19 protein-coding genes and 2 tRNA genes are annotated in these 19,535 nt (G+C 63.2%); 13 read left to right on the top strand and 8 right to left on the bottom strand.

Annotated features, from left to right (window positions below; genetic code table 11):
* Positions 1-159: 159 nt before the first annotated feature.
* Positions 160-1,251 (top strand): fatty acid desaturase family protein, encoded by a 1,092-nt coding sequence (locus U9J33_RS04835; protein ID WP_185997980.1) that lies wholly within the window; start codon positions 160-162, stop codon positions 1,249-1,251.
* A gap of 89 nt (positions 1,252-1,340) precedes the next feature.
* On the opposite strand, the gene lptG is transcribed toward U9J33_RS04835, so the two are convergent.
* Complete coding sequence (gene lptG, locus U9J33_RS04830) at positions 1,341-2,438, bottom strand: LPS export ABC transporter permease LptG (RefSeq protein WP_185997981.1); 1,098 nt, start codon at positions 2,436-2,438, stop codon at positions 1,341-1,343.
* A 1-nt stretch (position 2,439) separates the two neighbouring features.
* Positions 2,440-3,666, bottom strand: a complete 1,227-nt coding sequence (gene lptF / locus U9J33_RS04825) for an LPS export ABC transporter permease LptF (RefSeq protein WP_054439920.1) — start codon at positions 3,664-3,666, stop codon at positions 2,440-2,442.
* Positions 3,667-4,134: 468 nt separating this feature from the next.
* Here lptF and U9J33_RS04820 point away from each other — a divergent pair, with 468 nt between their 5' ends.
* Complete coding sequence (locus U9J33_RS04820) at positions 4,135-4,443, top strand: hypothetical protein (RefSeq protein ID WP_324698238.1); 309 nt, start codon at positions 4,135-4,137, stop codon at positions 4,441-4,443.
* Between the two features lie 22 nt (positions 4,444-4,465).
* Here U9J33_RS04820 and clpS read toward each other — a convergent pair whose 3' ends face one another.
* From clpS to U9J33_RS04805, 3 genes are all read right to left on the bottom strand, one after another.
* Positions 4,466-4,843, bottom strand: coding sequence for an ATP-dependent Clp protease adapter ClpS (gene clpS / locus U9J33_RS04815; protein ID WP_324698236.1), 378 nt, complete (start codon positions 4,841-4,843; stop codon positions 4,466-4,468).
* Between the two features lie 187 nt (positions 4,844-5,030).
* On the bottom strand, positions 5,031-6,104 hold the full coding sequence (locus U9J33_RS04810) for a phasin family protein (RefSeq protein WP_324698234.1): 1,074 nt from the start codon (positions 6,102-6,104) through the stop codon (positions 5,031-5,033).
* A 410-nt stretch (positions 6,105-6,514) separates the two neighbouring features.
* A complete protein-coding gene (locus U9J33_RS04805) occupies positions 6,515-8,383 on the bottom strand; it encodes a class I poly(R)-hydroxyalkanoic acid synthase (RefSeq protein ID WP_324698232.1) in 1,869 nt (622 codons plus the stop codon).
* A gap of 217 nt (positions 8,384-8,600) precedes the next feature.
* On the opposite strand from U9J33_RS04805, the gene U9J33_RS04800 reads away from it, so the two are divergent.
* Together U9J33_RS04800 and U9J33_RS04795 are read left to right on the top strand one after the other, a co-directional pair.
* Entirely contained in the window at positions 8,601-9,800 is a 1,200-nt protein-coding gene (locus U9J33_RS04800) for an LL-diaminopimelate aminotransferase (RefSeq protein ID WP_054440116.1), read from the top strand.
* Between the two features lie 196 nt (positions 9,801-9,996).
* The gene (locus U9J33_RS04795) at positions 9,997-10,674 is read left to right on the top strand and encodes a response regulator transcription factor (protein WP_324698230.1); all 678 of its coding nucleotides are present in this window, start codon (positions 9,997-9,999) and stop codon (positions 10,672-10,674) included.
* Positions 10,675-10,702: 28 nt separating this feature from the next.
* On the opposite strand, the gene mobA is transcribed toward U9J33_RS04795, so the two are convergent.
* Positions 10,703-11,227, bottom strand: coding sequence for a molybdenum cofactor guanylyltransferase (gene mobA, locus U9J33_RS04790; protein WP_185997983.1), 525 nt, complete (start codon positions 11,225-11,227; stop codon positions 10,703-10,705).
* A 159-nt stretch (positions 11,228-11,386) separates the two neighbouring features.
* Here mobA and U9J33_RS04785 point away from each other — a divergent pair, with 159 nt between their 5' ends.
* Positions 11,387-12,772, top strand: coding sequence for an RNB domain-containing ribonuclease (locus U9J33_RS04785; RefSeq protein ID WP_324698227.1), 1,386 nt, complete (start codon positions 11,387-11,389; stop codon positions 12,770-12,772).
* 72 nt (positions 12,773-12,844) lie between these two features.
* Positions 12,845-12,918, top strand: a tRNA-Cys gene (locus U9J33_RS04780).
* A 343-nt stretch (positions 12,919-13,261) separates the two neighbouring features.
* On the opposite strand, the gene U9J33_RS04775 is transcribed toward U9J33_RS04780, so the two are convergent.
* Positions 13,262-13,352: transfer RNA gene (locus U9J33_RS04775), tRNA-Ser, on the bottom strand.
* A 78-nt stretch (positions 13,353-13,430) separates the two neighbouring features.
* Here U9J33_RS04775 and U9J33_RS04770 point away from each other — a divergent pair.
* Positions 13,431-14,366, top strand: a complete 936-nt coding sequence (locus U9J33_RS04770; protein WP_324698225.1) for a peptidylprolyl isomerase — start codon at positions 13,431-13,433, stop codon at positions 14,364-14,366.
* A complete protein-coding gene (locus tag U9J33_RS04765; protein WP_420719861.1) occupies positions 14,363-14,686 on the top strand; it encodes a DUF1905 domain-containing protein in 324 nt (107 codons plus the stop codon). Before U9J33_RS04770 ends, U9J33_RS04765 begins: the two co-directional genes overlap by 4 nt.
* 16 nt (positions 14,687-14,702) lie before the next feature.
* On the opposite strand, the gene U9J33_RS04760 is transcribed toward U9J33_RS04765, so the two are convergent.
* Entirely contained in the window at positions 14,703-16,796 is a 2,094-nt protein-coding gene (locus tag U9J33_RS04760) for a RelA/SpoT family protein (protein ID WP_185997986.1), read from the bottom strand.
* 278 nt (positions 16,797-17,074) lie between these two features.
* Between U9J33_RS04760 and U9J33_RS04755 the strand changes: the two genes are divergently transcribed.
* From U9J33_RS04755 to rutD, 5 genes are all read left to right on the top strand, one after another.
* Positions 17,075-17,260, top strand: coding sequence for a hypothetical protein (locus tag U9J33_RS04755; protein WP_324698223.1), 186 nt, complete (start codon positions 17,075-17,077; stop codon positions 17,258-17,260).
* Positions 17,257-17,544 (top strand): hypothetical protein, encoded by a 288-nt coding sequence (locus U9J33_RS04750; protein ID WP_324698221.1) that lies wholly within the window; start codon positions 17,257-17,259, stop codon positions 17,542-17,544. The genes U9J33_RS04755 and U9J33_RS04750 overlap by 4 nt, the downstream gene beginning before the upstream one ends.
* Before the next feature lie 79 nt (positions 17,545-17,623).
* Entirely contained in the window at positions 17,624-18,373 is a 750-nt protein-coding gene (gene rutB / locus U9J33_RS04745; RefSeq protein WP_324698219.1) for a pyrimidine utilization protein B, read from the top strand.
* Positions 18,373-18,756: a pyrimidine utilization protein C gene (gene rutC, locus U9J33_RS04740; protein ID WP_054436454.1), complete on the top strand. Its 384-nt coding sequence runs from the start codon at positions 18,373-18,375 to the stop codon at positions 18,754-18,756. The genes rutB and rutC overlap by 1 nt, the downstream gene beginning before the upstream one ends.
* Complete coding sequence (gene rutD / locus U9J33_RS04735; protein ID WP_324698216.1) at positions 18,749-19,534, top strand: pyrimidine utilization protein D; 786 nt, start codon at positions 18,749-18,751, stop codon at positions 19,532-19,534. Before rutC ends, rutD begins: the two co-directional genes overlap by 8 nt.
* The last annotated feature ends 1 nt before the right edge of the window (position 19,535 follow it).

Here is a 19,535-nt window from a genome sequence, read left to right as displayed (position 1 = left end):
GGGAATGCTTGGATCGCGACCTGCGGTCGGTCCCGTCACCTTGTCAAGCAGGACCGCACGGCAGTGCCGCTGCAAAACACGCACCGGGGCCAATTTTGCCCCGAGACTTTGGGCTTGCACCGATCTTTCGGGCCCGCCCTGAACTTTGGACCCGATTGTATGATTGCCCAGGAAGCCATCGACCTGTCACCCACCGCACCGCGCGAAGCTGCTGCTCGCCCGCGTTCGTCGGAGATTCCCGACGACAAGGCGATGCTGCGCGCGGCAGTCGAACTGACCCGCGACATCTCGGCCGCGCGGCCCGAAATCTACTGGCCCGACATGCTGGCCTCGGCCGCGGTCGGCTATGGTGCGCTGGCCGGTGCAATCCTGGTGGACAACACCTGGGCGGCGCTCGGCTGTGGCCTGCTGGCGGCGCTGGGACTCTACCGGGCGCTGCTGTTCATTCACGAACTGAGCCATATTCACCGCGATGCCCTGCCCGGCTTCCGCTTCGGCTGGAACCTGCTGGTCGGCATACCGCTGCTCACGCCGTCTCTGATGTACGAGAACGTGCACACCATCCACCATACCCGCACGCGCTATGGCACGGTGGAGGACCCTGAGTACCTGCCGCTGGCGCTGATGAAGCCCTGGAGCCTGCCGGTCTTCGCGCTGACCGCGATCCTGCTGCCGGTGGCGCTGCTGATCCGCTCGGCTGTGCTGGTGCCGCTGGGCGCCGTGATCCCGCCGCTGCGCAAGCTCGTGTGGGAGCGTGCGTCCGCGCTCGCCATCAACCCGCAGTTCCGCCGGCGGCCCGCTGAGGGCAAGTTCGCTCGCATGGTCTTCTGGCAGGAAGTTGGCTGTTCGGCCTGGGCCATCGCCGTGCTTGCCGCAAGCGCCGCATATGGCTGGCGCCCGCTGCTGATCGCGCTCTGCGTGGTTTCACTCACCGCATTCCTCAACCAGGTCCGCACCCTTGTCGCTCACCTCTGGGAGAACGACGGCGACGCCATGACGGTGACCGCGCAGTACCTCGATTCGGTGAACGTTCCGCCCCCCGCGAAGTTCTCCGAACTTTGGGCGCCGGTGGGCCTGCGCTATCATGCGCTGCATCATCTCCTGCCCTCGATGCCATATCACTCGCTGGCCGAAGCCCATCGCCGCCTTGCCCGGCAACTGGGAACCGATTCCACTTACGCGAAGGCGAACTACCCCGGCCTGATGCCGCTGGTCGGACGCCTGATCCAAAGCACCATGCGAACGCGCTGATCGTCCGTTGGGACAAGAAAGAAAAAGGGGCCTCGCGCAATCCGCGCGAGGCCCCTTTTTCATATCCGGTGATGTTGGAAGAAGACGGGCTATTCCTCGGTTCGGATCAGCACCGTCTCACCGATGAGGGCGAAGAGCACGAACGGCGCCCAGGCCGCGATCAACGGCGGATAGCCGCCGAAGTTACCCATCGCCAGCGCTGCATTGTCGAGCACGAAATAGGCAAAGCCCAGAGCCATGCCGATGACCGCGCGGATCAGAAGCTGGCCCGACCGCGCCAGACCGAACGCGGCAACTGCGCCGAGCAGCGGCATCAGCACCGAGGAGAACGGCCCGGAAAGCTTGTGCCACCACGCGGCTTCAAGCTCGCTCGTCCGCCGTCCGGCGACCTTCATGGCTTCGATCGAAGCGGAGAGTTCGAACAGGTTTTCCGAATCGGCATCGACATTGGTGATCATGATCTTCGCCGGCGTGATGCCCGGGGCGACAGTGGCGGAGGCGAGCTTCGTCGTCGTGGTCGTCGCCACTTCGAAACGGGTGGGTTTCTCGAAACGCCAGCCCGGGTTCTGGTATGTCGCGCGGTCCGCACGCAGCTGCTCGACAACCATGTCGTTCGCATCGCGGCGATAGAACGTCACGCCGTTGAGCGTCATCTGGCTGCCGTTCCCGGATAGACTCGCCGCCATCAGCAAGTCCTGCCCGTCGGCCAGATAGAGATTCACCTTCGCCTTGGTGTCCTTGGGAACAGGCCCGTACTTCACGGCCTGCCAGGCATCGAGCGCCGCCGAGGCACGTGTGACCACGCGCTCGTTGAAGGCAAGGCTACCCACGGAAATCACCATCGCGGCGAGAATCAGGGGTGCCAGCACCTGATGCGCCGAAAGACCCGCCGCCTTCATCGAGATGACCTCGCTGTTCTGGTTCAGCGTGGCGAGCGTGATGATCGTCGCCAGCAGCACCGAGTACGGCAGGAACCGCGCGACGAGCTGCGGTATCCGCAAGGTCACATAGTAGAACAGCTGGGCTTCGCCGTTACCGGGATAAGCCAGGATGTCTCCGCTTTCGCCCAGCAGGTCGAGGACCTGAAGCACGAGAACCAGCATCAGCAGCACCGCCAGGATGCGGGTGATGAACAGCCGCGCGAGATACCAGGTCAGGGTGCGCGAGGGAAAGAATTCGAACTGCATCTCAGGAAGGGTCCGCGGGTTCAGGCAGGAGCGGTCCGCTCTGGCGGCGCTTCAACAGGGACTTGAGGCGTTTGACGACAATCTCGACGCCCTTCTCCAGCCAACCGATGGCCTGACCGCCGGGGACGTAGGCAACCCGCCAGTACATCCAGAGGATCAGCGCGGAGAGCATGAGGAACGGTCCCCAAAGCCCGAAAATCGGATTGATCTTGCCCAGGGAGGCAACGTCGGCCGCGTACTGGTTCACCTTGTGATAGGCGACGACCATGACGATAGAGACGAACAGGCCCAGCGCGGACGTAGAGCGTTTCGGCGGAATCGCCAGAGCCACCGCCAGAAGCGGAAGCAGCAACATCATCACGACCTCAACCATGCGATAGTTGAAATTCGCCTGGCTCGAGACCCGCTCCTCCTTGGGAAGGCTGTCATTCCAGCCGAGCTTGGCAAGTTCGGGCAGCAGATATTCACGGTCCTGCCCGCCGCGCTGGCGGAATTTCTCGATCTGGGGAAGTTCGATCGGCAGGTCATGACGCGTGAACGACAGGACGCGCGGCTCCTTGCCGGGCATGTCCTGAATGATCTGCCCCTGATCGAGCCGCAGGATGATCGTATCAGGTGCCCCCTTGAGTGCCAGGAATTGCCCCTCCCGCGCAGAAATCGAAAGCACCTGGCCCTTCTCGTTCGCGACGCGGGCGAAAATACCGATGAGACGACGCCCGTTGTCACGGCTTTCGTCGATGCGCAGCGCGATCCGGTCCTTGAGCGAAGTGAATTCACCGACCTTGATCGAGGCTCCCAGCGCACCCGATTTCAGCTCGTAGTTCAGCTCTTCGTAGTAATATCGCGCCAGCGGCTGCAGATATCCGACGATCGCGAAGTTCAACGCTGCCAGAACCAGAGCGATGATATAGGGCACGCGCAGAAGGCGGGTGTAGCTGAGGCCCACGGCACGCATGACGTCGAGTTCGCTCGACGTGGCGAGCTTGCGGAATGCGAGCAGGATACCGAGCATGAGCCCCAGCGGAATTGCAAGGCTCGCATATTCCGGCAGCAGGTTTGCCAGCATCTTGAAAACGACGCCGATCGGCCCGCCTTCGGTCGCCACGAAGTCGAACAGCCGCAGCATCTTGTCGAGCACGAGCAAGGATGCCGCGAGCAGAAAAATGCCGAGCATCGGCATCAGCACGAGGCGGAAGATATAGCGATCGATGGCGCTGAAGAATTTCACGCTGAGAGGTTCACCGGGGCGTCGTGAGAAAATCGTGCTCCCAGCCCTTAACGGCTTGGCGCGAGTGGGCAAAGCGAATTGTCTTTGCAAGCGGAGGGAACATTCGCGCAGGCCGTTGTAGAGCGACAAACGGGCATTCGGATGCGGCGGACGGAGCCCCCAAAAGCTTCGCCGCCCGGGCGCGCCCGACCTTGCGCCATTTCACGGTTAAATCAGCCCGTTTCACGTTGCCAGCGTCAACCTTCCGCCGAATGGGGCGATCCCCGCGAGCGGCCTCACCCGCACTCGCATCGCCCCCCGACGAAAGCCGCCATGCCGTCCGACAATCCTGAAGCCATCCCCCAGCCCCCCATTCCCCAAAGCCCGCCTGAAGCCGCCATACCAGGCCTTACCGACGGGTTTCGGCACTTTGCCGCCAGAGCGCAAGCCGCAACACGATCGGACACTCCGATAATCGTCCGCGAAGCGATGCTGGTCCTGGGTCGCTGGCGGCGGCCTGCGAACCCGGAAAGCTGGAATGTTCAGGAACGGGAAGCCGCGAGGCTTCTGGGCAGGAACGACTGTGCCGGCGCTGCGATAGCGTTGCTGCCTGTCGGCGCGCTCTTGCGCATCGAATCGCTCAACCCGTTGCACGACTGGGCGGAAGTGACGTTACCGAATAGCGGACCGTCCGCAGAAGCCACGGCACAATCATCCGCAGCAGCGATCATCGCCGCTCTCTTCCGCGCTCTGGCCGAAAAGTATGAGGTCCCGCCCGGCAAGGCCACCACGCCCTGACCGGATCAGGCGAATCAGCCGTTCAGGCCTTTTCCAGCGTGCACTGGAGAGGATGCTGGTTCTGCCTGGCAAAATCCATCACCTGGTTCACCTTGGTTTCGGCGATCTCGTAAGGAAAAATCCCGCATACGCCGACGCCCTTCTGATGGACATGAAGCATGACCCGCGTCGCCTGCTCCAGGTCCATGTGAAAGAAACGCTTGAGGACCAGCACCACGAATTCCATCGGGGTGTAATCGTCATTGAGCATCAGCACTTTGAACTGGCTCGGCTTTTTCGGCTTGGCCCGCGTCTTGGTCGCGACGCCGAGCTGATCGTCGTCACCGCCCCCCCGATCGGGATCCTGATCGTCTCCCGCTCCCACCGGTGCGGAAAGCACACGTTCGGCGCGCGCGGACATGATGTGCGCAGGCACGGAAAGGGGCAGCTGGGAATCGACGACAGGGGAAAGCATGATGGCAGAATATCGTATCGGAGCGCCGGGAAACAAGATGTCCCGCCAAGATTGCGTCGATTGACGGCAGAACGGTCGGACGAGTTGCCTCGTCCGACCGTCAAATGATGGCTGCGAAATAACCCAAAGCGGCTTAGGCAGCCGTCTGGCGGGCCTTTTCCACTGCGAGGCTAACGCGGCCCGAAAGCGGCGCGAACACGTCGCTCATCAGCTTGAGAACGGCTTCGCTGTTCTTCGAACCGTAGGCAACGGCGCTGTCGAAGTTCTTGCGGGCCAGATCACCCTGGAGCTTGAAGAAGTCGTTGGGAGACTTGGCAGCGGCAAGTTCCTTGATGTCGCCGGTCAGCGTCTCGAAAGCACTGCGACCTTCAGCGACGAACTCGGAACCGAAGCCCTGGAGGCCTTCAGCGAAGATCTTGCCCGATTCCAGCACGGCTTCGACATTGCCCTTGGTGAAATCGCCCACTTCGCCGAACGCGACAGCGCTCTTTTCGAATGCGGCCTTCGCCTTGGTCTGAGCTTCGGTAATGGCATCCTGGAAGCCGGCGAAGTTAGCGCTCATGTCCATCGTTTTTTCCTCGAGCATGAATGGTGTGAAAAGTCCTGCGAACTTGACTGTCTTGGTCTCAGCGGTCTTTTTTGCCGCGTTGGCTTTTGGCGCCAAAGGCTTCGTCACGGCCACGAGGACCGGCTTCGCCTTGGCGGCCTTGATGACCGGCTTTGCCGCTACGGGCTTGGCCGGAACAACTTTCTTCGGCGCGGCGGGCTTGGCCACCGCAGCGATCTTTGCCGCAGGCGCAGCCTTGACCTTGGCCACGGGCGCCTTTGCCGGGTTCGCCGCAGCCAGGACCTTCACAGCCGGTTTCGGCGCCTTCGCAGGCTTTGCCTTTACAACCTTCGCCTTGGCAGTTTTCGGAGCAGCAGGCGGGCTGGCCTTGGAAACAGCTGGAGCCGGCTCGGCCTTGGGAGCAGGAGCGGCAACAACCGATTTCGGCTCAACGGCCGCTTCCGCGATGTCGGAGATGGGCTTTGCCGATTCCCTCTTCGGAGCAGGAGGCACTGGCTTGGGCACCTCTACCGGCGCTTTTGCAGCGGCAGCCTCATAGGCCTTTTCAGCAAGTACCTCATCCTTCGTCTCTTCCTGGCCGGCCATATGACTGTTCCTGCGTTCCTGCTGGCAAACGGGTCTCGGGCGGATCGCGATCAATCATGAGGCGGCGGATAATTTTCCGCCATGGGGCCCCGAAGCTGAAAGATTGCGATTCGGAAATATCTTTGTTGCAATGCACAATATGATTTCGCAGGAGCGAAGTCAATGCCCTCATGCTGCACTGCAGCGTAAACGTTGCAACGCAGCATCCGCGGCGAACTGTGGCTCCCGCGGGGTTTTCGAACGGCGAATGGGCGACGCATCGTCCCGCAAGCAACGGCTTAACGGCAACGAAGTTTCAGTAAAATACGGACAAATCCTTGGATGCCACCATTTTCGCGCGGCAATTGCGAAGCGCTCTATCACGGCAATCTGAGGCGAAGGGACTACTCCTGCGCCGGACTGGCACTATTGATACCGCCGGTCCGGATGCGAAAGTTCCGGACCGTCTCCGCAATGGGGCAAAATCAGCGCGTGGCCACGTAACGGCCCGGCGCATCCTCGATCACCTTATCCCCCCGGCCGCCGGGGCGCCGCTTTCCACGGGCGGGAATCTCAGCCGAATCCAGCGCCCGCAGCCACTCTGCCCAGTGCGGCCACCAACTTCCGGGATGCTCATGAGCCCCTTCGATGAAAGCACCGAGAGTGTCCGGCCGCGCATCGTTGACCCAGTACTGGTACTTGTTCGAACTGGGCGGATTGACCACGCCGGCAATATGACCTGACCCTGCAAGCAGGAAGGTCCAGGGACCTGCCAGATAGTGGGTGAGCTTCCACACGCTCTGCGGGGGCGCGATGTGATCTTCGCTTCCCGCCTGAATATAGACCGGCGTAGCGATCCGGTGAAGGTCGATCGGGACACCGCAAGCCTGCATCGAATCGGCAACGACCAGCCGGTTATCGCGATAGAGGTCCCGCAGATAGTCCCGGTGCCATCCCGCCGGCAGGTTCGTCACATCGCCGTTCCAGTGGAGCAGGTCGAACGCCGGATATTCCTCGCCCTTGAGGTAGTTCTTCTCGACGTAGCTCCAGATCAAGTCGTTGCCGCGCAGGATGTTGAACGTGGCGGCAAGGTAGCGCCCATCGAGATAACCTTCGGGCGAAAGCTTGCCGAGCGTCTCGATCTGCTGGTCGTCCACGAAGTTCTTCAGGTCTCCCGCTTCCTCGAAATCGACTTGTGCGGTGAAGAAGGTGGCACTGGCAACCTTGTCAGCCTCGCCCTTGCGCGCCAGCACGGCCAAGGTTGCAGCAAGCGTGGTTCCGGCGACGCAGTATCCGATGGTATGAACGGAAGGTACGCCGAGCCTTTCGCGCACATGGTCGATCGCTTCGACCTGCGCGGCGATATAGTCGTCCCACACGACACCGGCCATGCCCGCATCCGCCGACTTCCACGAAACCATGAACACGGTCACGCCCTGCTCAACGGCCCAGCGCACGAAGCTTTTCTTCGCGTTGAGGTCGAGGATGTAGAACCGGTTGATCCAGGGCGGGAAGATCAGCAGCGGGGTCTTGAGCACCTTGTCCGTTGTCGGCGTATACTGGATCAGCTGGTAGAGCGGAGTCTCGAACACGACCTTGCCCGGCGTTACCGCGATGTTCTCCCCCAACACGAAGGCACCGGGCCGAGTGTGGGTGAGTTGTCCCTTGCGCATATCATCGAGCATGTTCTCGAAGCCGCGGACCAGGCTTTCACCCTTGGTCCGGCTCGCGGCTTCCAGAGCGACCGGATTGGTCAGAGGGAAGTTCGCCGGGCTCAGCGCATCGACGACCGCACGCGCCGCGAACATGAGCTGCGCCTTCTTCGCCGGCTCCAGCCCCTCGACCGCCCCGGCCATGCGCGTCACCTCGTCCGCGAACAGCAGATAGAGTTGGTGAAGCACCGCGAAGAACGGCTGGCGGCGCCATTCCGGATCGGCAAAACGGCGATCGCTGCGAGGCAGTTCGGGCTGCGCCTCTCCGTTGTCCTGCTTCAACCCGGCTCGCGGGCCAAGGCCGTACTGACCGAGCACCCCGTTGACGAGATCCACGGCTTCGCCCCACAGCCGCTGCTGGATCTGCGGATCGGAAAACGGCAACTGGCGCACGACCGCCTCGGCCGTGGCAATCCACTTCATGGGATCGGCATAATGCGGCGTGCCCTTCGCCTTGCCGAGTTGCTCCACCTGGAACTCGGTCCAGATCGAATGCATGCGGCTGGCGATCTCGGCCCACTGAACGGCAGTCTCGGCCTCGGGCGTACCTTCGGCCGGGACAAGCTGCCCGAACAGGCCAGTGACCTGCTGGGCCTGGCCCCGGAACATCTCGGTGAACAGGTCGGTGGCGTCGGTCGCCATATGCGGTCGAACTCCATTTGCAGCGGGCGATCCCGGGCGAATCTCCTCCCTCCGATACCTATCGACTGCACCGCCCGCCGCCAACCGGACAAAAGTTGCGCGGGACATCATTTGCACGTCGCACAATTGCGTATCGGCCATTTGCGCCGGGGCCTTATTCCCCTACAGGAACCCGCGCGGCACTTCTCGCCGCGTGTTTTATGGATTCACCGAGGTCATGGAAGACGAGTTCTACCGCATCAAGCGCCTGCCACCCTACGTTATCGCCGAAGTCAACGCGATGCGTCATGCGGCACGCCAGGCGGGTAAGGACATCATCGACCTCGGCATGGGCAACCCCGACCTGCCCCCGCCCGCCCACGTGATCGACAAGCTCTGCGAAGTCGCCCGCAAGGAAGACGCGCACGGCTATTCGGCATCCTCGGGCATTCCGGGCATTCGCCGCGCCCAGGCGAACTACTACGGCCGCCGCTTCAACGTCGATCTCGACCCCGAGACCGAAGTGGTAATGACGATGGGTTCGAAGGAAGGCCTCGCCAGCCTCGCCACGGCGATCACCGCCCCGGGCGACGTCGTGCTGGCGCCCAACCCCAGCTACCCGATTCACACGTTCGGCTTCATCATCGCCGGGGCGACGATCCGCTCGGTGCCGACCACGCCGGACGAACGCTACTGGGAATCGCTTGACCGCGCGATGGCCTTTACGGTGCCGCGTCCCTCGATCCTGATCGTGAACTACCCGTCGAACCCGACGGCCGAGACGGTGGACCTCGCCTTCTACGAACGCCTGGTCGCCTGGGCCAAGGAGAACAAGGTCTGGATCCTGTCCGACCTTGCCTATTCGGAACTCTATTTCGACGGCAACCCGACCCGCTCGATCCTCGAGGTGCCCGGCGCCAAGGACGTCGCGGTGGAATTCACCTCGATGTCGAAAACGTTCTCGATGGCAGGCTGGCGCGTCGGATTCGCGGTGGGTAACGCCAAGCTGATCGCCGCGCTCAAGCGGGTGAAGTCCTATCTCGACTATGGCGCATTCACGCCGATCCAGGCTGCCGCCTGCGCCGCGCTCAATGGCCCGCAGGACATCGTGGAAAAGAACCGCGCGCTCTACCAGAAGCGCCGCGACGTGATGGTCGAGGCGTTTGGCCGTGCCGGCTGGGACATCCCGAGCCCCAAGGCTTCGATGTTCGCCTGGGCGCCCCTCCCGCCTGCGCTGAAGGAAATGGGGAGCCTGGAATTCTCGAAGCAGCTTCTCACCGAGGCCGAGGTCGCAGTCGCGCCGGGCGTCGGTTACGGCGAGGACGGCGAAGGCTTCGTCCGCATCGCCATGGTCGAGAACGAACAGCGCCTCCGTCAGGCCGCGCGCAACATCAAGCGCTTCCTCGCCTCGAAGGGCGTGAACACACCGGCAGGCTGATTTGGACTACAGGCAGGCCATGACAGACGTTCAATGGCCTGCCTGTAAGAATTTAGGTGTTGTTCCCTAGGGCACATAGCCCAGTATATAGACTTCTTTTAACACCACTGGGGCTGATCAGATTGGGGGGGGAATGACCTATCTGGGAAAGAGCGAATGCCACGCGCCAAGATTTCGATGGCTGGCGCCTGAGACAATGCCTGAAAGACTCGACCTGCAACGCTGCGGCTGGATACTCGATCCAGACGGGCAACCATCGTCCGACTGCGTCGGGCTGATAGACGCCGCCGAACTCGACAGTGTCGAGTGGATGCGCCTGCTATCGTCGCTTCATCAGGAAGTTCGCAGATGCGTCCTGATCGTGGGCGTCCAGGAAGCGCGGGAACGCACGTCACTGCTCGAAATCGGCTTTGGCGATGTGGTGACCGATCGCATCTGCATCGAAGAGCTTGGCGCCCGCGCCAACCGACTCGTGCAGTTCACCCAATGGCTGCCCCGCAGCCGGCGGATCGGCCGACTGACCCTTGACCTGCTCGCTCGCGAAGCATTCGGGGACGGCAAGCCGCTCAATCTCAATCCACGTGAGTTTGCTCTGATCTGGCGCCTGGCCGATTCGCTCGACCAGTTCGTCAGCAAGCAGGAACTCATCTACGATGTGTGGCGCATGGGCTTCGTGCCCGAAACCAACAGCGTGGCTGTCCACATGTCGCGCCTGCGCCGCAAGCTCGCTTTCGTGGGGCTGGCCGGAGTTATCGAAACCTCGCCTTCCGGCGGTTACCGCCTGAGGGTTCCAGATGGTTGCCCCGTCGACGAAGCGTCGGCGCAAACCGAAGGGGCGCCGACGTCCGTGAAGGTTCGCGCAGTCGCGCACTGATGCCGAAAGGCCTGACGCCGGACATGCGTCAGGCCTTTCGAGCCAGCCTCGCAAGATCCTGCGGTGTGTTGATATTCGATACCGGAACCGCCGTTTCGATCGGCCGCGCACCGACCAGTTCGGCAAACCGCCGCATGGAATGACGCTCCTCGCTATGGAGCAGAGCTTCCAGCACTTCCAAGGTAGCGGCAGGCCATAGGCCGATGACCGGCTGCCCTGCGAGGCAGGCAGGACCTCTTCCCAATAGCTCGAGCAGGTTGTCCGGCAGGACGGCAGCATCCACCCCGCAGCTCAAAACCGCCTCGTAGCCTTCGTCGCGCGCATGGTGGAGCGCTGCGGCCAGGCCGCCCAACGGCCCCATGCCGCTCCTCGGCCAATCCGGAAGCGTGGGCGCCGGCGCGGTTTCGCGGCCGACCACCACAACATGCTCGCACCAGCCCGAAAGCGCATCTACGGCAAGTGCGATCAATGTATGGCCGCCGAATTCGGCCAGTGCCTTGTCGCTACCGAAGCGACTGGACTTGCCGCCCGCAAGGACTGCACCGAGGATCATGGTCGAACTCCGTGAAGAAATGGGAATGCCGGGACTGCACCCTAGCGCCTGAGTGAACAGTTCAGGAAGTGCCCTCAGGCGGTTTGGTTCCGCATCCTCTTGCCCCCAAGGCGCCCGCCTCTGCTTGCCACACCCCCGATATTGCGCTCCAATACCGCCATGAAGACATTGCGCGATCCCGGTTGCCTGCTTCGTGCAGGGCTGGAGCGAATTCGGACCCAGTTCTCCGTCCCGGAGTCATTCCCACCCGAAACGCTGGAAGCCGCACAAGCGGCAGCCGCTCGCACGCCGCAAGATCATGCGGACCGGACTTCTCTCCCTTTCGTCACGCTCGACCCGGCAAGCTCCACGGATCTGGACCAGGCATTCGCAATCGAGGCATCGGGCGCCGACTGGCTGCTCCATTATGCCATCGCCGATGTAGCCTGGTTCGTGAACGATGGTGACCCGATCGACCGTGAAGCCTGGAATCGCGGCACGACGACCTACCTTCCCGATGGAAAGGCCAGCCTCTATCCACCGATTCTCAGCGAAGGAGCGGCCAGCCTTCTACCTCAGGTAGACCGCCCTGCCGTGATACTGACCGTGCGGATCGATCCCACCGGCGAAGCGAAGCTGGACGGCGCCGAACGGGCCATGATCCGCAGCCGCGCCAAGCTGGCCTATGAAACCGTCCGCGACGACGAACTGCCGGACGGTTTCCTCGACATCGCCAGACGGATCGATCGCGCCGAGGACAGGCGCGGCGCCGAAAGGGTGGACCCGCCGGAGCAGGTCGTCGAAGTTGACGGATCGGGCGCCTTCACCCTGGCATTTCGGCCCCAGTTACCCTCGGAGCGCCGTAACGCCGCGCTGTCACTTGCCGCCAATCTCGCGGTCGCCCAAACGATGCTGGATGCGAAGACCGGCCTCTTCCGCATCATGGCCATGCCGGACACCAAGGGCGAGGAAAAGCTGCGCACAACGGCACTGGCACTTCACTTGGACTGGCCCGGCGCCATGCCCCTCGCCCAGTTCCAACGCCGCCTGAACCCTTCGCGGCCCGCAGAGGCTGCGTTCATGCTGGCGATCCGCCGTTCCGGCCAAGGCGCCAGTTACCGTCCTTTCGTTCCCGAGGAACTGCCATGGCACGCCGCCATAGCTGCCCCCTATGCGCACGCGACAGCCCCGCTGCGGCGCCTCGCCGACCGCTACGTCCTACGCACCGTCCTCGCTCTCACGCAAGGCCGGACGGTGCCTCGGGAAGTGGCGGAAGCTTTCACTACCCTTCCCCGGATCATGGCCCGCGCCGCCTCACGCGATTCCCGAATCGAAAAAGCCGTAGTCGACCTCGCCGAGGCGACCATGCTCGCGCATATGGAAGGCACCTGCTTCACCGCAAGAGTGACGGACGTTCGTGAAGAGAAGGTCCAACTCCAACTCCAGGACCTCCCCGTTATGGCCAGCGCCCGTGTACCGGGGGCCTTCCCCGGCGATCTGGTTCGCATCCGCCTGACTCACGCCGACACGATAAACGGGAGCCTCACGTTCGAACCTGTCGACTAATTTCACCTTGATGGAGAATCTGCGTTGCACATCGCACGATCCGTTGTTAGGGGCGCCTCTCTCCACACGGATGGCCCGATGGCGGAGTGGTGACGCAGAGGACTGCAAATCCTTGCACGCCGGTTCGATTCCGGCTCGGGCCTCCATCTACAGCCTTTCCAAAGGCGCCTAATGGCGCCGGATAAAGTGGCTGTTTCCGCCAGTTTTGCGCGGCATATCCCCGAAGCCCACCTCGGATTTATTTAGCGCTCCCGTCCGGGGGTAGCGCCCTCTTCATGGTCTTCGGAAATCCCAAGCAGCGCGGAAAAAATGCCGGGTGGGTAAAATGCAAATTCCACCGGAAAACTCTGAACGAGTAATTCCAGGCGGAAGCAGCAGCGCCCTTCATCGCATCACCCAGGCCACACGCAAAGCGCACCTCGGAAATCACCGAGCCCCGAGCACAGCGATCAGGCCCTTGCGGGCTGGAATACATTTGTTCGAGGGAAATGGCGGAGCGGGAGGGATTCGAACCCTCGATACGCTTTTGGCGTATACTCACTTTCCAGGCGAGCGCCTTCGACCACTCGGCCACCGCTCCGCATTGCACTGGTAAGGCGGGCGCCCTAGCCTGCGACGAAGGGTTTCGCAAGCCGTCTGGTCGTGCCACACGCACTTGATGCACAAATTCTTTTCCGCGCTCGCGATTTGCACCTTTCTTGCCACCCCTTTGCTCGCGGACGAAGGGCCTTCTGCGCGCACTCCGAACGATGTCGTCGCAGCGGCACCGGCAAAGGACTGGGTGCGGATCGCACCATCGAATCTCCTGGTCATGGACCTCGCGCCCGACGGTTCGGGGAAAGGCCGGCGCGTGGTGATCCAGTTGATGCCGGCCCCGTTCTCGCAAGGCTGGACCGGCAACATCCGCAAGCTCGTTGCCGCACGCTGGTACGACGGGATCGCGGTGGTTCGCGTTCAGGACAATTATGTGGTGCAGTGGGGCGACCCGGAAGGCGAGAATCCGGCGAAGGCCAAGCCGCTGCCGAAAGGGCTCACGGCCGTGCCTGAGGACGAATACGTAGCGTCGATCGGCAAGGCAGGCGCCGGCATTTCGAGCAAGGATTCCTACGCTGCCAGCACGATGTTCGTCGATGGCTGGCCCGTGGGCGTGGGTGTGGGGCCTGGAGCGAGCGGCACGGCGGCCTGGCCTCTCCATTGCTATGGCGGGGTCGGCGTGGGCCGGAACAATTCGCCCGATACCGGCACCGGCGCAGAACTCTACGCCGTGATCGGGCAGGCTCCGCGCCAACTGGACCGGAATATCGCCGTCGTAGGACGGGTGATCTCGGGAATGGAAAACCTTTCCGCCCTGCCGCGCGGCACCGGCGAGATCGGCTTCTACAAGACAGCTGCCGAGCGCGTGGCGATTCGCTCCGTCCGCATGGGCAGCGAGGTGCCCGGATTGCCCACCTACGAATACCTCTCCACCGACAGCCGCAGTTTCGCAGCCTATCTCGAGAAGCGCGCAAACCGGAAGGACGACTTCTACATTCAGCCCGCCGGAGGCGTGGACGTGTGCAACGTTCCCGTGCCGATCCGCGAGGTCAGGCCGTGACGCTGCTCGAGCAGCTCTCCCACACCGGGCGACTTTGGCGCTGGACGGAGGGATCCGGCAATGGGACCTGGCACTTCGTCACTATCGACGGCGAGGCAGGAGAGGCGCTCTCCGGCACGGCCGTGATGCGCAAGCTGGAAGGAACGGCGCGCGGCTTCGGCTCGCTCAAGGTCCAGGCACGAATCGGCGACACCTGTTTTGCCACTTCGGTATTTCCCAGCAAGTCCGACGGTGGCTGGCTGCTCCCGGTAAAGGCCAGCGTGCGGCGCGCCGAAGGACTGGCGGAAGGCGACGAGGTCGGGGTCAGCCTGGAATACTGACCCCTGAACCGCGCCGTCAGATGCGCTCGGCCTCGGCAACGGCCTCGCTCGCCCGCAGAGCTCCGACGATCCGCGTGAGATGCGCAAGGTCGCTCACCTCCAGATCGACTTCGTACGTACCGAAAGGCTCGTCGCGATGAACCATCTGGAGGTTGGTCACATTGGCGCGGTTGGTCGCGAGAATCTGCGTGACCTCGGCAAGCGTGCCCGGCCGATTGTAGAGCACCAGACTAAGGCGCCCCACCGCGCCGGTCGTGCGCTCGCCCCAGGACAAGTCGAGCCAGTCGAAATCGGTACCGCTGGCGAGCGTCATACAGTCGATCGCATGGACCTCCACCTTGTGATCCGGCCGCCGCAGGCCGACGATGCGGTCCCCGGGGACCGGGTGGCAGCAATCGGCCAGTTCGAAACCCATCCCCGGCGTCAGGCCGCGTATGGAGATTGCGCGTTCGGTATGCGCCCAATCGCTGTCATCGGGTAATTCGGCGGTGCTGCCCGGCACCAGCGCTTCCATCACCTGACGGTCGGTAAGACGCGCCGAGCCAACGGCAAACATTAGGTCCTCGTCGTCGCGCATGTCGAGACGCTGGATGGCGCCGTCGATCGCCTTCTTGCCGATGCGGCCAGGCAGGCGGCCCATGATCTCGTCGAGCAGCTTGGCGCCGATCTCCGCCACTTCCTGCCGTTCCTTCGCGCGAACGGCGCGGCGAATGGAGGCGCGCGCCTTGCCAGTGACGACGAAGCCCAGCCACGAAAGCTGCGGCTCGGAATTCGGGCTCTTGATTATTTCCACCACATCGCCGTTGGCAAGCTGCGTACGCAGCGGCATGTGGCGGCCGTTGATCTTCACGCCGACCGCCGCATTGCCGAGATTGGTATGGACGGCATAGGCGAAATCCACCGCCGTAGAACCCTTGGGAAGCTGGAACAGCGCACCCTTGGGTGTGAATGCGAAGATGCGATCCTGATAGATCGCCATCTTGGTGTTCTCGAGCAGTTCCTCGGCGTCGTGGCTGGCGTCGACGATCTCGATCAGGTCGCGCAGCCAGCCGACCTGCCCGTCGGGTCGCGCCCCGCCCTGCTTGTAGGCCCAGTGCGCAGCGAGGCCGAACTCGTTCGTCCGATGCATCTCGCGCGTGCGGATCTGCACTTCCATGCGCATCGAGCGCTCGAAGATCAGCGCCGTGTGGAGCGACTGGTAGCCGTTGGACTTGGGAGTGGAGATGTAGTCCTTGAAGCGGCCCGGGATCATCTGCCAGGTCTGGTGGAGAATGCCGAGCGCCTTGTAGCATTCCTCCGGCGTATCGGTGAGGACGCGGAACGCCATGATGTCAGTGATCTGCTCGAAGGTGACGTGACGTTCCGCCATCTTGCGCCAGATCGAGTAGGGGTGTTTCTCGCGCCCCGAAACCTCGACGTTCATTCCCGCTTCGGCCAGCGCCTGCTTGATGGAAAGGGCGATGGAATCAACCTGGCCGCCCTCCTCGCTGCGAATCTGCTCAAGCCGGCCGGTGATCGTGGCATAGCCTTCCGGTTCGAGTTGCTCGAACGCCAGCATCTGCATTTCGCGCATGTATTCGTACATGCCCACGCGCTCGGCGAGCGGGGCGTAGATATCCATGGTTTCGCGGGCGATGCGGCGGCGCTTGTCCTCCTTCTTGATGTAATGAAGGGTGCGCATGTTGTGCAGCCGGTCAGCCAGCTTGACCAGCAGGACGCGCAGATCCTCGCTCATCGCGAGCAGGAACTTGCGCAGGTTTTCGGCCGCGCGCTCGTTCTCGGTCATCACGTCGATCTTGGAGAGCTTGGTAACGCCGTCCACCAGCCGGGCGACGTCGGGGCCGAACAGCTTCTCGATCTCCTCGATCGTTGCGAGGGTATCCTCCACCGTATCGTGGAGCAGCGCGGTGATGATCGTCTGCTGGTCGAGTTTCAACTCGGTCATCAGGCCCGCGACTTCGACCGGGTGGCTGAAATAGGGGTCGCCGCTGGCGCGTTTCTGCGTCCCGTGTTTCTGCACCGTATAGACATAGGCACGGTTGAGCAGGGCCTCATCGGCCTGGGGCGCGTATTCCTTCACGCGTTCGACAAGTTCGTACTGACGCAGCATTCCAAGGCTTCATGTCAGGATTTTTCGCAGCGCGGCAAGGGGGCGATATGCGAAGTGCAAATTATGCAATGAAACTGTGACTTCCGCACCACGAGCGGGATTGCTTGGCTCCAATCGATTGCTGCGGAGAATTCCGATGCGGCAGCTTAACGCCGGCGGAAGGTCCCGGACAGCACCATGGCGGCGGGACCGGGACCATGGCGATGCAGAGCCCCGACGTATCTGGTGACGGTCCCAACCCCCGATCTTGTCCCAATCTGTCCCAGCAGGAGGTGTTCATGGCGAGTTCTATGGAAACGGCGGTTTACGCCGCCATCCTGGGGATGACGGAGGCGGAACTCCTCGATGCGGCATTCCTTCCCGTCCGGCGGCTGAGGCCCCGCGCGCCGCGGATGCGGACGCTGATCGGCGCCAGCCTTCTGCGCCAGTCCCCGCACAGCAGACTGCCGCCGAGCAGCCGGTGATCGTGCGCAACGTCTCGGAGCGGGGCATGTGCCTTGCCCTGCGGGGCATGAAACCGCAGGAATCCGCGCTTCGTCATGACGAGATCGTCTGCATCCGCATGCCGGAAAACGTGGAGCACGTCGGCCAGGTGCGCTGGGTGGAAGACCGCGCTTTCGGCGTGGAACTGTTCCATACCCTCGATATCGAGGCGCTGGGATCGGAAAACCAGCGCCGGAACGCCCATTTCCTCGAAGTGCTTGAGCAGCAGTACAAACCGACACAAACGGTACAGAACGCATACTGAAACACCCCCGACCGGAACCGGCGCGCCGCGCGGCCGCAACCGCTTGATCTCCTGTTGCAACTGCACAATAGTGCGAAGGGTGAACGAAGCGATCGTCGATCCCGTCCCCGCCGGCACCGGTCCCTCGGTGACCCTGCCGGCACGTCCCGAACCGATCAGGCTGCACCCCGAAAGCACGGCGATCATCGTCGTCGACATGCAGAACGCCTATGCCAGCAAGGGCGGCTATGTGGACGAGGCGGGTTTCGATGTCGGCCCCGCCGCGGCAACGATCGGCCGGGTTGCCGAAGTGCTCGACATTGCCCGCCATGCCGGGATGCCGGTGATCTTCCTCCAGAACGGCTGGGATGCGGACTATGCCGAGGCCGGCACCCCGCAGTCCCCCAACTGGCACAAGTCCAACGCGCTCAAGACCATGCGCAAGCGGCCCGAACTGGCGGGCCGTTTCCTGGCCCGCGGCGGTTGGGACTATGAGCTGGTCGAGGCGCTGACCCCGCAACCGGGGGACCTGCGCGTCCACAAGCCGCGCTACTCGGCGTTCTTCAACTCGCAGCTCGATTCTGTGCTGCGCGCGCGCGGCATCCGCACGCTGGTGTTCACCGGCATCGCCACCAACGTCTGCGTCGAATCGACCCTGCGCGACGGTTTCCATCTCGAATATTTCGGGGTGCTGCTGGAAGACGCGGTCCATCACCTTGGGCCGGACTTCATCCGGGAGGCAAGCCTCTACAATGTCGAGAAATTCTTCGGCTGGGTAAGCAGCGTCGCCGATTTCCGCACCGCCGTCGGCCAGCTTCCGGCGCGCGAGACACCATTGGGGGAGCCGTAATGCCATTCGAACCGATCAACCCGCCGCAGTTCCCCGCGCCCATCGCGCCTTATTCGGCGGGCGCCAAAGCGGGAAACACGGTCTACGTCTCGGGCGTGCTCGCGCTTGGCGAAGGCGGCACGGTGCTGCACGTCGGCGATGCCGCCGCGCAGACCCGCCATGTCCTGGACGTCATCAGGATCACCGTGGAAGCGGCCGGCGGCACCATGGCCGACATTGCCATGAACCACATCTTCCTCAAGGACCTGGCAGACTATGCCGCCTTCAACGCCGTCTATGCCGAGTACTTTCCCGGAGACAAACCGGCCCGCTACTGCATCAAGTGCGAACTGGTGAAGCCGGACTGCCTGGTCGAGATCGCCTCGGTCGCCCATCTTGGCTGAGGTTGCCGGGCTCCATTACGAAATCCACGGCAGCGCCGATGCGCCCGCGCTGATCCTGTCCAGCGGCCTCGGCGGCTCGGCGGGCTACTGGGCGCCAAACCGCCCTGCCCTTGCCGAACACTTCCGCGTCATCGCCTACGACCATCGCGGCACCGGCCGCAGCGACCGCACCCTGCCGGAAACCACTTCGGTAGCAGACATGGCGAGCGACGTGATCCTGCTGATGGACGCTCTCGGGGTCGAGCGCGCGCATTTCATCGGCCATGCGCTTGGCGGTGCGATCGGCGTGGAAACCGCCATCCGCACCGGCAGGATCGAGCGGCTGACCGTCATCAACGGCTGGCGCGCGCTTTCTCCCCATACCCGCCGCTGCTTCGCCGCCCGCCTCGCCCTGCTGCACGGCGCCGGGCCGCAGGCCTTTCTCGAAGCCCAGCCGCTGTTCCTCTTCCCGCCGGACTGGATCGCCGCGCATGACGATGCGCTGAAGGCGGAACTCGCGCATCACCTTGCCGCATTTCCCGGCGTGGCGACCACGGCCAAGCGCATCGCCGCCGTGCAGGCCTATGCCCCCGATCCCGCCGGTCTTGCCGCGCTGGAAAACCTGCTGGTCATTGCCGCCCGTGACGATTTCCTGGTGCCCCATGCCACCGCGCTGGATCTCGCCGCGCCGGTGGAGAGCGCCGAAGTCGCCCTGTTCGAATGGGGCGGCCACGCCTGCAACGTCACCGATCCCGTAAACTTCAATCGCCTCGTCCTCGATTTTCTCAGGAGCAGCTAAT

The sequence above is a fragment of the Novosphingobium sp. RL4 genome (assembly GCF_035658495.1).
Lineage (GTDB): Bacteria > Pseudomonadota > Alphaproteobacteria > Sphingomonadales > Sphingomonadaceae > Novosphingobium.
The sequence above is the reverse complement of the archived record's forward strand: the minus strand, read 5'-3'. Positions and strand labels throughout refer to the sequence as shown.